Origin of the sequence: Prosthecobacter sp. (assembly GCF_014879935.1) — a bacterium.
Taxonomy (GTDB): Bacteria; Verrucomicrobiota; Verrucomicrobiia; order Verrucomicrobiales; family Verrucomicrobiaceae; genus Prosthecobacter.
In genome coordinates this window covers 1-16,482 of the sequence record NZ_JACSRD010000163.1, presented here as the reverse complement: position 1 = coordinate 16,482, position 16,482 = coordinate 1, and the positions used below count along the sequence as shown (strand labels likewise).

General features: G+C 62.0%; 8 protein-coding genes and 1 pseudogene. 5 read left to right on the top strand and 4 right to left on the bottom strand.

Annotation, left to right across the window (positions count from 1 at the left end; translation table 11 throughout):
- Positions 1 to 29: 29 nt before the first annotated feature.
- Positions 30 to 1,676, bottom strand: a complete 1,647-nt coding sequence (locus tag IAE77_RS15815) for a hypothetical protein (RefSeq protein WP_294228196.1) — start codon at positions 1,674 to 1,676, stop codon at positions 30 to 32.
- Positions 1,677 to 1,832: 156 nt separating this feature from the next.
- The gene (locus tag IAE77_RS15810) at positions 1,833 to 2,702 is read right to left on the bottom strand and encodes a hypothetical protein (RefSeq protein WP_294228194.1); all 870 of its coding nucleotides are present in this window, start codon (positions 2,700 to 2,702) and stop codon (positions 1,833 to 1,835) included.
- A gap of 175 nt (positions 2,703 to 2,877) precedes the next feature.
- Here IAE77_RS15810 and IAE77_RS15805 point away from each other — a divergent pair, with 175 nt between their 5' ends.
- On the top strand, positions 2,878 to 3,546 hold the full coding sequence (locus IAE77_RS15805; RefSeq protein WP_294228192.1) for a sigma factor: 669 nt from the start codon (positions 2,878 to 2,880) through the stop codon (positions 3,544 to 3,546).
- A 3-nt stretch (positions 3,547 to 3,549) separates the two neighbouring features.
- Positions 3,550 to 5,811, top strand: coding sequence for a serine/threonine-protein kinase (locus IAE77_RS15800; RefSeq protein ID WP_294228190.1), 2,262 nt, complete (start codon positions 3,550 to 3,552; stop codon positions 5,809 to 5,811).
- A 250-nt stretch (positions 5,812 to 6,061) separates the two neighbouring features.
- Here IAE77_RS15800 and IAE77_RS15795 read toward each other — a convergent pair whose 3' ends face one another.
- On the bottom strand, positions 6,062 to 9,394 hold the full coding sequence (locus IAE77_RS15795) for a serine/threonine-protein kinase (protein ID WP_294228188.1): 3,333 nt from the start codon (positions 9,392 to 9,394) through the stop codon (positions 6,062 to 6,064).
- A gap of 253 nt (positions 9,395 to 9,647) precedes the next feature.
- Between IAE77_RS15795 and IAE77_RS15790 the strand changes: the two genes are divergently transcribed.
- The 3 genes from IAE77_RS15790 to IAE77_RS15780 all read left to right on the top strand — a co-directional run bounded on the left by IAE77_RS15790 (position 9,648) and on the right by IAE77_RS15780 (position 14,700).
- Complete coding sequence (locus tag IAE77_RS15790) at positions 9,648 to 9,812, top strand: hypothetical protein (protein WP_294228187.1); 165 nt, start codon at positions 9,648 to 9,650, stop codon at positions 9,810 to 9,812.
- A gap of 216 nt (positions 9,813 to 10,028) precedes the next feature.
- On the top strand, positions 10,029 to 13,166 hold the full coding sequence (locus IAE77_RS15785; protein ID WP_294228185.1) for an exo-alpha-sialidase: 3,138 nt from the start codon (positions 10,029 to 10,031) through the stop codon (positions 13,164 to 13,166).
- Positions 13,167 to 13,479: 313 nt separating this feature from the next.
- Complete coding sequence (locus IAE77_RS15780; protein WP_294228183.1) at positions 13,480 to 14,700, top strand: DUF1552 domain-containing protein; 1,221 nt, start codon at positions 13,480 to 13,482, stop codon at positions 14,698 to 14,700.
- Between the two features lie 84 nt (positions 14,701 to 14,784).
- Here IAE77_RS15780 and IAE77_RS15775 read toward each other — a convergent pair.
- Positions 14,785 to 16,482 (bottom strand): annotated as a pseudogene (locus IAE77_RS15775) (hypothetical protein); the annotation flags it as partial.

The following is a 16,482-nucleotide window of genomic DNA, read 5'->3' as shown; positions in this document are numbered from 1 at the left end:
ATCCGGCCCATCCGTCTGATGGGTTGGTTTTAGGGCGTGAGGGTGATGCCGCCCAGGTCGTTGACGCGGCGGAAGGTGAAGACACCGGCGCTGCTGAGCGGCTGCTTGTGAAGGCCAGTGACCGTCTCACTGTAAGTCCCGCCAAGCACGGTGGTGCCCCAGCCACTGCTGCCGGGCGGCGTGGGGCCGAGGAATTCAAAGCTCACTTTGCGCGTGACGGTGTGGCTCTCCACCTTGTTGCCCACTGGCTGGAGGCGCGCGTTCTTGTTGTTATGATCGGGGTGATACTGGTGGACGAAGGGGTTCACCTTGTCGTCAAAGGGCATGGCAATCGTCCACTCTGCCGTGCTGCCGAGAGCCACGCCGCCCGTGGTGGGAGCCAGCGCGAGATCCAGCGGCATGTGCGCTGCCACCAGGCGCGTGGCGGAGGCTTTGCTGTCGTCCTTGAGCGCGGTCTCGAGGGTGCAGACGCCGAAGCCATTCGGAGCCGCCTCCAGCACACCGATAAAGACCTGGCTCAGCAGCCGCGCCGTGCCGCCATCATCAATGTGCAGGAGATAGCGCAGCGGAAAGGGCCGCAGAGTCGTGGCTCCGGGGGAGCCTGCCACCGTGCTCGTGACCTGATTGACCGAAACATCCCCCACCCACAATCCCGCCAGCGAGGCCGGCTGCGCGCTGACGGGCAGGAAGACCTCCAGCAGATTCCCGCTGTCCCGGAAACTCAGCAGAGAGGCGTAAAAGGCACTCGATCCGCCGTTCATCGCGCCGCGATCAATGCCGAACTCAAGCTCCAGCGAGGACTGCGGGCCAATGACCTGATTAAAGGCCCCGGTGATGGCGATTTCCTCATATTCGCCGATGCCGGTGTTGAAGACGCGCCGGGTCAGCGGCACGGGACCAGTCACGCCCGTCTGTCCGGCCGGGGCTGCGGCGGAATTCACCAATGACATCGTCATCGTGACTGGTGCGCTGGTGCGGTTCCGCAGCCGCACGGCGATGATGGAGCGCGTGCGGCCAAACTCCAACCCGCCAGGCACCGTCGGCGCGATCTCGATGGGCGCGTAGAAGCTGCCGACGACCTCGGCATTAAACCAGTAAGCTTGGTTGCGGTCGAGCTGCTCGAAGGTGGGTGAAAAGACCTGGAGTGGGTTCGTCGCGCCCAGGTCGCCACCCTCATACTTGTAGATCTTCGTGTTCGCCGTGATGGCCGCCGGGAAGGTGGCGAAGTAGGCTGACATGAGCGGATGATTCGCGCCATTTTTGAAGGTGGGGAAGCCGAGCAGGTTCGCCCCATTGCGCACCCAGGTGCTCTCCGGCGGCTGCGGGCGGTGTTTGATCTGCACGCTGTAGGTGTCCGCCGCCGCGCCCGTGCATTTGATGAGGTAGGCCTGCTGTCCGGTCAGCGCCGTCAGCGAGGTCGCACCCGGATTGCCTCGATACCAAGTGCTCCATTCCGGCGTGCCCGGCGTGGGGATCAGCGGATCAGAGGTGAACTGCACCTGCGTCGGATTTCGGTTCCAGCGCCACACTTCCAGAATTTTCAGCGCGTCCCCGGCAGCAAACAGTGTGTCCGGCGTGGTGTAGGAGGCATCACCATGCAGGTAAATGGCATTGAAGCCCCCCTTCAGTGCGTAGGTGGTGGTCTGCCACTGCGCCTGTGCCACAGTGCCAAACAAGAAGAGAAGAAGGAACCACTGATGCACACCAATGGGCACTAATGACAGAAACCTGAGGCGAGAAACAGGCCCCTGTGCCGGGCTTAACAGTGAATTCATAGGCTTGGAAAAATTAGTGCTCATCAGTGTCCATTAGTGGTTCAAACCTCTGCCTCTCTACCTCACCGTGAGCCGATAAAACTCCTTCTCACTGCCAAGCGCGGGTGTGGTGAAAGCGCTGAGGATGCCGACGATTGTCGCGCTGTAGCTCGGCACTCCAGACGTCGGCGTGCCGATGGAAAAAGGCACCTGCGTCCAGGTCTTCAGATCCGTGCTGTGCTCGATGGTGTAGGTCTTGCCGGTGATGGCGAAGAACTCGAAGCGCACGCTGCCCTCCGTCTTCTCTTTGATGGCCAGCTCGAACTTCTCCGTCGCATCTCCGGCAAACGTGCCAGCGACGTATTCGAACCAGTTGCTCAGACCGTCCTGGTCGAAGTCGCCGTTCTTGTCGATAAGATGAATCGGCCAGTGGCCGTTCTCATCGGGGAAGTGGCCCGCTTGATAGAGCTGCCACTGCTCCCAGACATCCGGCAGGCCATCGTGATCAAGGTCCTCGCCGAGATTCAGATCCAGCCGCACACGCTCGCCGCCTTTGCCCGCCGTGAGATTGCCCGCGACCTCGATGGGATAGAACAGCGAGCCATTCATCTCCACGACCAAACTGAAGGCACCCTGCGCCGCGACGGCCTTCTCGGTGTAGAACGTGGTGCCGCTGCGGTTCTGGTCGATTCGCACGCGCAGCTCGTAGTTCTGGTCCAGCTGAAGGTCGGAGTTGATCGGCGTGCGACCGACTTCCACGCCGCCTTTGAGCAAGACGATGACCGCCCCCTCGGCGGTGATGGTCTGTCCCACCTGATCCCGCACCATGCCGTAGAGCGTATAGTAAGGCGCAGGTGGGAAGGCCTGGCCCCGGCCAGCGGCCGCCATCAACAAAATCCCGACCGGCAGAAGTCGGCATAGAGAGGCAAACAGAGGCGAGATGTTCATAGGCAAGGCGGCGATTCGCTCCTTGCTTGCGCAAAGGCCTGAATTTCGTTTCTCGCTATTTTCAGATTTTTTAGCTAACCTCCACCCGCCTCATCCGACGGCTGTTTTCATCATTTCACATATGAAGACTCATTCTTCCCCCTTTCCCACCACTCACTGGACACTTATCCAATCCGTGCAGCAAGGCACGCCAGAGGAGGCGACCAGGGCGATGGAAGCGATCTGCAAAAACTACTGGTTCCCCATTTACGCCTACCTCCGCCGTAGCGGCCGGAGTGCGCATGATGCCGAGGACATCACCCAGGCGTTCTTCCAGCAGCTCATTGCGGAGGAAGCGATCAAGCACGCACGGCAGGATCGCGGAAAACTGCGCTCGTTTTTGCTGACGCTGCTCATTCGTCTGCTGAGCAATCAAGGTCGTCATAACAACGCGCTCAAACGTGGCGGCGGCCATGCCGTGCTGTCCTTCGACGCGATGGAAGCCGAGGAACGCTATGGCCACGAGCCAAAGGATGTGCGCGACCCCGAAAAGATCTACCTTCACGCATGGGCCAGCGATTTGATCCACGGCGTGCGAACGAAGCTGCGTGCTGCCTTCGAAGACGAAGGTCGGCTGGAGATGTTCGAGACGCTCGATCCCTACCTCGGCAGCGAGGACACACAGCCGCCCTACGATGAGATGGCGGTCAAACTCGGCTCCACGCCCGGCGCAGTGCGCCTGCTGGTGCATCGGTTGAGAAAAAAGTTCCGCGCTCTGCTGGAGCGCGAGATCGCCAAGACGGTGATGAAGCCGGAGGACATCGAGGAAGAACTCGCGTGGCTGCGGAAGGTGACGACCGAGTGACCCATGAGTTCGTCCCTCGACATCGGCGGCATCCTCCGTGATCACGACGCGCTCGTGAGCCAGGGATCGACGACCATCGGTGTGGAGGCACCTGCCGCGATGGGTGAGCACGAGGGCATGGTGATCGGGGCCTTCACTTTGAAGGAATGCCTCGGCCAGGGCGGTTTCGGAGCGGTGTGGCTGGCGGAGCAGTCGGCACCGGTAAGGCGGCAGGTGGCGCTCAAAATCCTCAAGCTCGGCATGGACACGCGCGAGGTCATCGCCCGCTTCGAGCAGGAGCGCCAGGCGCTGGCGGTGATGGATCACCCCAACATCGCGCGCGTGCTCGATGCCGGCTCGACCCCGTCCGGCAGGCCGTTTTTCGTCATGGAACTCGTGCGCGGCGTCATGATCACGCAGTTCTGTGATGAGCGGAAGCTGTCCGCCACGGAGCGCCTGCGGCTTTTCATCGAAGTCTGCCGCGCCGTGCAGCACGCGCATCAAAAAGGCATCATCCACCGCGATCTGAAGCCCGCGAACATCCTCGTCACCGAGCACGAAGGCCGCGCGCAGGTGAAGGTGATCGACTTTGGCATCGCCAAGGCCACCGGAGCCGAAAAACTGACCGATCTGACCATCGTCACGCAGATTCACCGCTTCATCGGCACGCCCGCCTACATGAGCCCGGAGCAGATCACCAGCGCGCAGGACGTGGACACGCGCACGGACATCTACAGCCTCGGCGTGGTGCTCTACGAGCTGCTCACCGGCCGCACGCCGTTCGAGCCGAACGAACTCGCCGCCGCGGGTCGTGAGGGCATGATGCGCGTGCTTCTCGAAAAACCCGCGCCGAAGCCATCGACACGCATCCGGACGATGAAGGCCACCATCCTGCAATCCATCGCTGAAGCGCGGCAAACACGACCTGCCGAGTTCATGCGCCTGCTGCGCGGCGATCTCGACTGGATCATCATGAAGGCGCTCGAAAAAGAGCGCGACCGCCGCTACGACGCCGCCAATGCCCTCTGCGCCGATGTGGAGCGCTATCTGGCGCACCAGCCCGTGCTCGCCCACGCACCGGGCACGATGTATGTGATGACACAGTTCGCACGGCGCAATCGCGTGGCCGTCACAGGCGCGGCGGCGGTGCTTCTCGCGCTGCTGGCGGGTCTCATCGCCTCCACGGTGCTCTTTCTGCGTGAGCGTGATGCCTTGGCGAAGGCGGATGCCGAATTGAGCAAGAGCAAACAAGTCTCCCGCTTCCTTCAGGACATGCTCGCCTCCGCCGGTGTGTCGAAAGCGCTCGGTCGTGACGCCACGATGATGCGCGAGGTGCTGGATCAGACCGCCGAGCGCATCGGCCACGAACTGGCTGATCAGCCCGAGGTCGAAGCCGAGCTGCGCGGTGCCATCAGCGGTGCCTACAGCGACATCGACGAGTATGTGAAGGCCGAGGAGCATTCCCGCCGCTGCCTGGAGCTGTATCGCGCCCAGTTTGCGGGCCGCGACGATGCCGTGCTGGCGAATGCCATCATCGACCACGCCGGTTGCCTGGAAAAACTCGGACGCTTCAAAGACGTCATCCCGCTCGCCCAGGAAGGCATCGCCATGCTGGAGCGGGTGCTCGGCCCGGACCATCCTGACACCGGCGATGCGCTCTCCGAGCTTGGCTGGTCCTTGATGAAGACCGGCAGGGCCAAAGAAGCCCTCGAACCCTCCGAGCGCGCCGTGAAAATCTGGGAGCGTGATCCCACCGACACCCGCCTCAAGGAAGCGCCGAAGACACTCGCCTGCGTCTTCATGCACTTGAAACGCGGCGCCGACTCCGAGGCCATGTATCGCCGTGAACTCGCCGCCTTGCAGAAACAGCACGGCCCCGAGCATCCCGACATCGTCCTCTGCCTCGACAACTTCGGCATGCAGCTCGTGAACAACGGCAAGCTCGACGAAGCGGAAAAAGTGCTCACAGAATCCGTCCGCCAGGGCCACAACTTCTTCGGCGACCGCAATCCGAACGAAGACCATGCCCTCGCACGACTGGCCATCATCGCCGCGCGACGTGGTGATGAGGAACTCCAGCTCAAACACCTGCGCGATGGCGTCGCCGTCGCCCGCCGTGTCTATCCCAAAGGCCACGGCTACCGCCGCGAGCCGCTCAATGCCCTGATCAAGGCTCTGGAAGCCCAGGTGAAGAAATATGAAGCGCTCCCCGCTGCCGCCACCAAGCTCGCCGCCCGCCGCCAAGACCTCGCCGAAGCGCAGCAGGCGCTGAAGGATGAGAAGTGAGGCGAGTGTCACCTTGGACTGCGGCAGCCCTGCTGCCGCTTTCACCAGCCAGCCCTGCTGGCGTCAAAGTCCGAGAGACCTCCTCCAACACACAGTGGCTCCGCCCACGCGACAGCGCCTCAGCCATCCAACCTACCGAGACGCCGACGGCAGCAGGGCTGCCTCCGACAAGCGGCAGCAGGGCTGCACGCAGTCCAAGGAGCCTGCGGCTCCGATTTTCAAGCCACGCATCTTCTGCTCTCCCGGTCATTTACTTGTTCACCGGCTGCTGCGCCTCGTTGGTCTCCTTCAGCGATTCCGGCTGCCAGATGGGGGTCGGATCACCCGTGGAGGCGGCTCCGATGAGGTGGCCGCTGGGGCTGAAGGAAAGCTGATGCGGCGGCCGCGTCGGGCCGCGCAGCTCCTCCAGGCGGCGGCCGGTGGCGAGATCCCAAAGGCGGATGCTGAGATCCGTCGAAGCCGTGGCGAGGATGCCCCGCGAGGGATGCCAGGCCAGCGCGGTGAGCGGGCCATCGTGCGCACGGAATTCCTGCTGCACGGCCAGCGTGACCGCATCCCGGATACGCACCTTTTTGTCCACACCGGCCTCGGCAAAGCGGCTGCCATCAGGGGCGGCGGCCAGCACGTTCAGTGCACTGTCATGCTTGGTGGTCTGGAGGATCTTGCCGGTGCGGGTATCCCACAGGACCACCCATTCCTCAGAACCGGCCTCCAGCCGCCGGGCATGCGCGATGACGAGTCCGACGAGCCGCTCTTTGCTGATCCAGGTGAGGTCGGCGAAATAACGGATGCCTTCTCGTTCCAGCTTCGGCAGGGGTTTCCCTGTGGCGGTGCTGAATAGCTCCAGCTCAGAGAAATTGTAGGCTGCCAAGGTGGCTCCAGTCGGACTGAATCGGACATGGTCAGCCTGGTGGGGAGTGTTCAGCGTGAGGACGGGATCGATCTCGTCGCCCTTTCGACGCAGCAGGACGGTGCTTTTGCCCCTCGGATAGGTCACGGCAGCCCACTGGCCGTCTGGGCTGACGATGGGGTTCCGATAGCCGAGATTGACAGGCTTCCAGAGCAGCTTCGATCCCCCGTCAGGCAGGAGCTTTTGCGCGGCAACAGCCACAACTGAGCCAGGTGGCGGCGAGGCGAGGATCACATCATCCGCTCCCCAGAAGGCCATGCTGGTGATACCAGCCTGCGGCAGTGTCCACGCCGCTCTCGCCCCCGTGAGGCTCCAGGCGCGTGAGGCAAGCCCTGTCACGAGCAGTTCGCCGGAAAGCGGATGCAGATCCAGGCAATGCACCCCGAGGCTGCCGCCGAGCAGCGATCTGAGCATGGCACCCGTTCGGGCATCCCACACGCGGATCATCTGCCGGCCATCGGTCCCCTCCAGGGCGGTGATGAGTTGCGTTCCATCCGGCGTCCAGACGAGGTCATTGATCATCCGGGGACCGGAGACCTCACACTGGAAGCGGGTGATGACGCGACCATCACGCCAGTTCAGTACTTTGATGGCACGCATTTCATCGGCTACCGCGAGAAGATCTGAGCCGCCGAGCGACAGGGCTGTCATGGAAGACTCGACGCCGGGTGCGATGTCGCGCACGAGAGTGCCATCTTGAGCTGAGACCAGCCGCAGCGCTTCCCCCTTGCCGATGGTCACCACCTGCTGGCCGTCCGGGGTGAAGTCCGCAAAGCCAGCACCTCTTGTTGGAGCATATTTCCAGAGGATATCACCCTTCGCACTGTCCCACATCATCACATGTGATTTGGCTCCGGCTGTCCTTTGAAGCAGCCGTCCGCCATCGGCGCTGAATTTTAGCCAACTGGCTGCGGGGGCGGGCCAGCCTGCGAGCTTTTGTCCGTCCTTCGCACTGTGGATGACGATCTCGCCAGCCCCACTCCGTCCCACCGCGATACGCTCCCCATCGGGTGAGAAGGCGAGGCGGAACTGGTCGCGGGGATCGGTCTCGCTGAACGCCGCCTTGAACTCCAGCAGCCGCATACCGGTGCGCACCTCCAGCACGGTGATATGGCGATGCCTGTCCGCCACGGCAAAGACACCCGGACGCCGGGGATCGGCAGCCACACCCTCGATATCATTCGTGCCGCTGGACCGGATGCGGGCGATCGACGTGTCCGACTGGTCGAGCAGGTAGCCCCAGGTAGAATCGCGCAGATCCTCAGGCACCGCATCGAGCGCCGCCTGCATCGCGGCGCTATTGCCCTCGCGCAACGCCGCATCGGCGACGTTCAGATTCGCTGTGGCAGCCGACTTCCGCGCGGCTTCCTTTTCCACGATGGCCGCCTCTTCACCTGCGATGGCCCGCTGCTCCTTTTCGCGGAGATGGAAGACGAACCACATCGCCAGCGCGGTGATGATAAGCCAGGCCGCCGCGGCGGTGGTGAAGATGCCCCGGTGACGGCGGATGAGCAGCACGAGCTGCTTCGCCAGCCCTGCCTGCTCCGCAGTAGTGGCAAAACCGCCCTGAAACGCCTCGATGTCCGCGCTGAAGGCGGCGACGGTCTGGTAGCGCCGCGTTTTGTCGAGCACGAGAGCCTTCATCACCACGGCGGAGAGCGCCACAGGCACCTTGCCGCCTTCGATGTGCGGCAGCGGGGTGATCTTCCGCGCCTCCAGCACAGTTCCCTTGGCCTGAACCTTGCCTTCGCCCGCCGTGGCTCCATAGGCCGATGGCGAGGCGATGTTTCCCGTGCGCACCTTGTTCAGCACCTCCTCCAGCGTCGTGCCCTCCACCGGCGGTCTCAGCGTGAGGATGGCGTAAAGAATGCCGCCGAGCGAAAAGATGTCCGAGCGCGCATCCAGCTCATCGACGAGTCCCATCGCCTGCTCCGGGCTCATGTATTGCGGCGTGCCCATCACCGAGCCGGCAAGCGTGCCGCCGAAGTCCGCCTTGCGGATCATCATCGAAGAGGGAGACAGCTCCCCGGCATCCGCCTTTTCGCCGATCTTCTTCGCCAGCCCCCAATCCATGACGAGCACCTCACCGAACTCGCCCACCATCACATTCTCCGGCTTCAAATCGCGATGAATGATCCCCTGCGAGTGCGCAAAGGCCAGCGCATCGCACACCTTGCGGAAAACGGTGAGCAGCGAGGCCAGCGTGTGTTCCTTCAACACCGCCGCGTCCTCCGTCCGCAGGTCATTGAGGATGTGCTGGAGCGTGCGGCCCTTCACCAGCTTCATCGTATAAAAAAGCTGCCCTTCATCATCGGTGCCGATGTCATACACCGGCACAATGTTTGGATGCGCCAGCCGCCCGAGCACCAGCGCCTCGCGCCGAAACCGCTCCGCCATCTCCGCCGAGCCCGCATCCCGCGTCATCACTTTCACCGCCACCTCACGCTCCAGCGCCTGCTGCCGCGCCAGATACACCGCGCCCATGCCACCGCGGGCGATGAAGTCCCGCACCTCATGGCCGGGCAGCACTCCCAGCCTCGCCCCACGCCGTGGTGCGTTCTCGATGACCGTCGGCGCATCCTGTTCGTGGGACCGTCCCTGATCGTGATCCTTCACGGCTGCGCGGATGAAATCTCCAAGTGAGGTGTCTTCGTTTGTCTCGGGAGATTTCATGAGAGAGGGCGGATCGTGAGGGATGAGGAGAGTGAAGACACGCGCGGATCTTGTCCGGAGCAGCAGAACGGCGGCTGACGTCATCTTGCGGGGACAGCGGGAATTCGTTTCTCGCGTTTTTTGATTACTCCGCATAAACTCGCCGATCCCTCCCCCCGGCCTTCCTCACGACGCTGCTCCTTTGCCCTCATGAAGACCCACTCCTCCCCGTTTCCCACCACCCAGCGAGGACACGCAACCGCCCTATGACGAGATGGCCGTCAAACTCGGCTCCACGCCCGGCGCGGTGCGCCTGCTGGTGCATCGGTTGAGAAAGAAATTCCGGGATCTGCTGGAGCGCGAGATCGCCAAGACGGTGATGAAGCCGGAAGACATCGAGGAAGAGCTGGCCTGGCTGCGGAAGGTGATGACAGAATGATGTCTTGCCGGCCATCGCTGAAGCACGGCAGACAAGGCCGGCCTGATTCATGCAACTTGCGCGGCGATTCCACGCCAGAGGCATCGATTTCTCCCGGAAAGGCTCCGCATGCAGGATTTCGCGCGGCACGCTCCGCCCGGCGAAAAGTGTTAGCATAACAGACCACACCACCATTCAAGGCGCGAAATGTCTGCGCCAACCTCGTTCTCTCTCATCATGCTCCTCCGACTCCTTGCGATCTCTGCGCTCTTTTGCGGCTCAATCAGCGCTCAAAGCCTCCTCCCCGCCAATTGGGACCCCGCGCTCGCGGGCGACATCGTCATGCAGCGGCTTGTCAAAGTCACCGCGCCGAAGGTGAAGGGCACGCATGATGCGGAGTTCGTCTGCGTCGGTGACCGGGCCTTCGTTGTCACGGAGGCGAATGATGAACGCGCTGGGGAGAGCTCCGCCTGGCCGTTCATCTACGTCACGATGTCGATTGTGAACGTGAAGACGCTGGAGGTGGAGAAGATCATCGACTTCGCCCGCAGTGAGCAGGTTTTTGAAAACGAGACATTACCATTCGGGCAGTGCTTCGTGCCTCGGATCCTTCAGAAGGACGCGAAGACACTGCGCTGCTATTTCACCAGTCAGGATCCCGGCAAGCGACAGGCTCAGATGTGGTATATCGACTTCGATCTGGGACGTGTGGCCTTCGAGAACCGCATTTTCCGCGCGAAGCTCAAGACGGCGGCAGGCACCTTCGACATGCAGCCGCAGCCTTTCTACGACGACGCGGCGAAGCAGGGTCTCCGTCGTCCAGCCAGGGACGCGGGCTTGTTCATCTTCGATTCGTTCAAGAAGTTAGATGGCAAGACCTACGTCGCGCTGAACAACTTCCCTGTCGGGCAGAACGCGCTCTCGGTGCTGCACGATGATCTCGTCACCTTTGAAGTGATCGGCCATTACAACGAGCCGCAGACCCAGCAACTCAGCGAATCCGCCGTGAACCGGCTGCCCGACGGCACCTGGATGGCCATCGTGCGCAACGACAAGGGCAACTACCACTTCACCACGAGCGCTGATGGCAAAAAATGGACCGTGGGCACGGAGATGCCCTTTGTGAAGGGCTCGAACTCCAAGCCGACCTTCGACAAGTTTGGCGAGGTCTATTACCTCGGCTGGCAGGACGCTGAGGTGATCAACGGCGACCGCCGCACCATCTTCAACATCGACATCTCACGCGATTGCAAAACCTGGGAGCGCAAATACCGCTTCATCACGCCTTATTCGTTCCAATATCCCACGCTGCATGAGCATCAGGGCGTGATCTGGCTCAGCGTCACCCAAGGCACGCAGAAGGATCGCATCATGTTCGGCAAGCTGGAGTCAGTGGGCCAGTTCGAACCGCAAGCAGGCCAGAAACGCATCGAGTGGCCGCCCGTGCTGCCCAAGGGGCTGGCGAAGCTGAATCCAGGCGAGAAGCTCTTCACCGACCGCGAGTATGTGATCGACGAAATACCCGCGGAAGTGCGTGATCGGCTGTTTTTGCGCACGAGCATCGAGAAGTGCGCCGTCGAGGTGAAGAAGCCGGGCGTGCTTTACGCGCTCACGCCGACGATTCGTCCCAAAGCTGCAAGTCAGGAAGAAGCGCTGCAAAAAGCCGGCTTCACGAAGGTGAATGTGCCCGAGGTGCAGCTTTTTCCCGGCGAGATCAATCGCGTGAGTTTGTATCAAAAGACCGCGAAAGCGGGCGAGCGGCTGCGATTCACGAAGATGGTCGTGCTCATCATGGGCGAGGGCTGCGAGATCGGCCTCTACGAACCAAAAGCGCCGAATCCATGGCCGGCGAACAACGGCGAGAAGCTCTACAACGGCATCGTGTTGCCAAACGTGTGGCCGCCGGAGCATTACGATCAGGATTCGGCCGAGCCGATGCCGGTGCCGTATTTGCAGCATCCGCCGAAGATCATCCCGATCGATGTGGGCCGTCAGCTCTTCGTGGACGATTTCCTCATCGAGAGCAGCACGCTGAAGCGCACGTTTCACACCGCGACGAAGTTCAGCGGCAATCCCGTTTTCAAAGCCGAGACGAAGCACGAACTCGGCTCGTCGGGCGGCACGGAAGGCGCGCAGGAGGCCGTGACCTACCTCGGCCACGGCGGCGTGTTTTACGATCCGTCGGCGAAGCTCTTCAAGATGTTCTACACCGCCGGTTGGCGCGGTCCGCTGGCCCTCGCAACGAGTCGCGATCTGAAAACCTGGACGCGACCCAGTCTCGGCATCCGCGAGGACAATCTGCTGCGCGACAAAGGCAACGAAGCCGGTGGCGACAACTGCGTGTGGCTCGATCTCGCATCGCAGGACGCGCGCATCAAGTTCATGACCGATCGCGGCAAGCTCGGGCATCAACTGCAAACCTCCGCCGATGGCCGCGAGTGGACGCAGCCCGTCTTCACCGGCCCTGCGGGCGATTACTGCTCGTTCTTCTTCAATCCCTTTCGCGAGCGCTGGGTTTACAGCATCAAACAAGGCAGCAAACAGGGCCGCAATCGCTGGTATCATGAGTCGCGCGACTTCATCGCGGGCGCGGACTGGTCGAAGTCGGTGTTTTGGGCCAATGCCGACCGCCTTGACCTGCCTGATCCGCAAATCGGCAAGCCCGCGCAACTCTACAGCCTCAGCGCGGTCGCGTATGAGAGCGTGATGCTCGGCATGTTTCAGATCCACCTCGGCCCTGACAACAAAGTCTGCGATGCCGGCAAGTTCACGAAGATCACCGAGCTCAAAGTCGGCTTCAGCCGCGATGGCTTTCACTGGGATCGTCCCGATCGCCGCGCCTTCATCGCCGCCACACGACGCGAAGGTGATTGGGATCGCGCGTATCTGCACACAACGACGGGCGTGTGTGTGGTGCTCGATGACCAACTCGTCTTCCCCTACTGCGCCTACTCCGGCATCGCGTCAAATGGTCATCGCGGCATGTATTGCGGCGGCAGCATCGGCCTCGCCACGCTGCGGCGCGATGGTTTTGCCTCAATGGACGGCTCCGGTGAGCTGACGACGCGCAGTGTGCAGTTCAAGGGCAAGCATCTCTTTGTGAACGTGAACGGCGAGCTGCGTGTCGAGGTGCTCAATGCGGCTGGAAAGGTGCTGCGAAGATCCAAAGTGGCTTCAGGTGATCAAACGAAGCTGAAGGTGGAGTGGGCTGATGGCGCTGACCTTGGTGACCTGACTGGAAAGGCGGTGAAATTGCGCTTCCATCAGTCGAAAGGCTCCCTGTATGCTTTCTGGGTCATCGACGATGCCAATGGTGCCAGCCACGGCTTCGTCGGCGCAGGCGGGCCGGGACTCAGAGGCGTGAGGGATGAGTGAGCCGGCGCTGCGGGGTGGCTGGCCACGTCATGGCCACGGCGAGCCAAAAAAAGCGATGTTTTGTGAGGTTTCGCAGATCCAGTGCGGGTGTATGGTGAACTCTTGCGAAGCCGGGAGAGCGGGGCTTTCCTGGCACGAAAGTTTCTCAGTTCGCCCATCGTAGTCAGCTTTGAAAATGAACCCATTCAGCGAAACCTCCCTTGCCGCCCATTCGCCCAGCCGCCGCCGTGTCTTACGCGGGCTGGGTTCGATGATTTCGCTGCCCTTTTTGGAGTCCTTTGGGGCCAAAGCGTTTGCAGCGACGAAACCGGCCGTGAAGCCGATTCGCGCGGCCTGGCTGTACATTCCCAACGGGGTCAACGTGGACCAGTGGATGCCGACTGGCGAAGGTGCCAGCTACCAATTGTCCGCCTCGCTGAAGCAGATCGAAAAACACCGTGAGGACTTCATGGTGGTGTCGGGACTGATGCAGGACTTTGCCCGCAGCCATGGAAACGGCGGCGGGGATCATGCGCGGGCGACGGCCACCTTCCTGACCGGATGCATGCCGAAGAAGACGGCCGGTTCGGACATTCATCTGGGCATCTCGGTGGATCAGATCGCCGCGCAGAAGATCGGGCATCTCACACGCCTGCCTTCGCTGGAGCTCAGCACCGACGGGCAGCGCAGCTCGGGGAAGTGTGATTCCGGTTATTCCTGTGCTTATCAGTTCAATCTGGCCTGGAAGAACGAAACGATGCCGATGGCGCCCGAGATGGACCCGCGGCTGGTGTTTGAGCGCTTGTTTGGACTGGGATCGACCGCAGGAAACGGAGCTGACGCCGCACGGGCGCAACGCATGCAGAAAAGCATCCTGGACACCGTGCTCGACGAGGCCAAGAGCCTGCAAGGAAAGGTGAACGCGGGAGACCGGCGCAAGCTGGACGAGTACTTTTCGTCAGTGCGTGACATTGAACTCCGCATTGAGCGTGCTGAGAAATTCACCGCGCAAATGCCCGATGTGAAGATTCCAGAGGGGATTCCCGACTCGTACGAGGAGCATATCCGGGTGATGTTCGACCTGATGGTGCTGGCCTTCCAGACGGACACGACCCGCCTGTCCACTTACATGCTCGCTCATGATGGCAGCAACCGCAGCTTTCCGGAGATCGGCGTGCCGGACGCGCATCACTCGATTTCCCACCATCAAAGCGACCCGCAGAAGCTGGAGAAGATCGCCAAGATCGACCAGTTTTACCTGCGGCAGTTTGGTTACTTCCTCGACAAGATGAAATCGATCAAGGAGGGCGACCAGACGCTGCTGGACAACTCCATGATCGTTTTCGGCGGCGGGATCGGCGATGGCAACCGTCACAACCATGACAATCTGCCCATTTTGCTGGCAGGTCGTGCAGGAGGCACCTGGACCCCGGGCAAGCGGATCGTTCTGCCAGGTGAGACGCCCATGACCAATCTGTATCTTTCGATGCTGGACCGCCTGGGGGTGCCTGCGGAGAAAGTCGGTGACAGCACAGGCAGGCTGGAAGTGAGCTGAGCGTAGGCTTTTGACCGTGTATATTGCTGGCTGGCCGCCAGCAAAGATCTGTTCAGCCGATTCATAAGCTGAGCGACAACCCGGTCAACGTCCGGCGGGAAGGGGCCGCCTGATCGTTTGCGGCAGATCTGGCGTGGATTTCCGGATGCCGGTGGGCGGCATGGTGGCACCGTTGTTGGTGGCGCTGCCGGCGGGACGGGCGTTGCCTTTGCCGTTTTTGGAAATGCCCGGGGGCATGTCGTTCTCCTGCGATGCTTTTTGCGGTGCGGAGATGGGCTTCGACATGGGGAGGGAGTACCAGTGCATCTGGGGGACGGCGCTGAGCTCCACCCACTGTTGCGAGCCGAGCTTTTTCCACTCAAGTTCCACCACGGCCCAGACATGCGTCTCCCAGGGGAGGCGGTTGCGCAACTGCTGGGCTAGCTGGGTGTCTTTGTTGATGAAAACGGACGCCTGATAGGAATTGGGTGGGGCGGGCATCACACGGAATGCATCCTTGGTGTCGATGTTCGGGACATCGTCCTCGAAGTAGTGCTGGCGGATGATGCCGACGTGGAACCGCGCCGGCCCTTCCTGGTAACCTTGGAAGAATTTTTCCAGCAGACGGTCCTTGAACTCAACGAACGCCAGCCAGTCCACTTTGAACCCTTCGGGCTGCTCTTCGAGCATGACCGGGACGGGAAACTCCCACGTCTTGTTCTCGAGGCTGAAGATGCAGTGTTTACCGGATCCGAGTTCGGGATTGGGATCCATCCGCACGAACTGGATGCGATCCACCAGCACGGGGCCGTCGGGTGAACGTGTGTAGTAGCGCTCCATCAGCGGCTTCATGTGTTCGGCTCCCAAGGTGTGCTGGAGACGGTCGGCCAGGGAAGTGGCGAACAGGAATTTCTTCAGCGCATCCACTGCGGGTCTGGCTTCGGCTGGTGTGTCTTCTTCCGTGACGGCCGGAGCAGGAGGGGTGGCCCCTGGTTCGACGGCAGGAGGCGCAGCCAAGGTGGATGCCATCGTCTGTTTCGATGGAACTTCGAGGAGCGAACCTCCCGGCGTGGCGACTTCGGGGGCCGAATCCACCGGGACGGCTGCAACGAGGGCTGTTTTGGACGAGCCGGTGACATCAGAGGAAGCAGCTTCCGCAGTCGTGGTCATTTGGGTGCCCGATGGAGCGGGCTCGGCAGGATCAAATCCAATCACGATTGGTTTGGTCTGGCTCTCGGCAACGACGCTGGCCGTGGATTTGGAGGGACCTCCTTCACTGACCGTCTCGGTGATGTTTGACTTGGGGGCTGAAGCTGACGGCAGTGCCGGAATGCTGGCCCCTGGCGCGCTGGTTTCTTCGGTGTCAACGTTTGCAGCCAGCCCCGGAATCACGCCGGGGAGGTAGTCTTTCAGCAGGAATCCCACGAGGCCGAGGAATCCGAGGAGAAACACTGCGGCGAAAGCCAGGCGGATGAAATTCGTGCCTCGTGGTGCGCGGAGGTGTGGAATGCTGCGTCCGGCTGGAATCGGAGATGCAGGCATGTCTCCAGAGCCGCCGAGGCTCAAGGATGGCCCACTCGCAGCCGCCAGGGGCTGGGTCATGGGAGACAGCGGGGCGGGAGAGACTTCACGGCCGAGCAGGGAACTGCCTGCGGGGTTGCCCATGCCACCCATCATTCCGGGAGAATGGCCAGCGGTCATGTTCGGCAGAGCAGGCGAGCCCGGGATGAGGCGGGAGTGATTCGGAATGCCGCCTCCGACTGGGCTTCCAGGGGCCTCCATCGGCAGTCCGGCCGGCGCGGC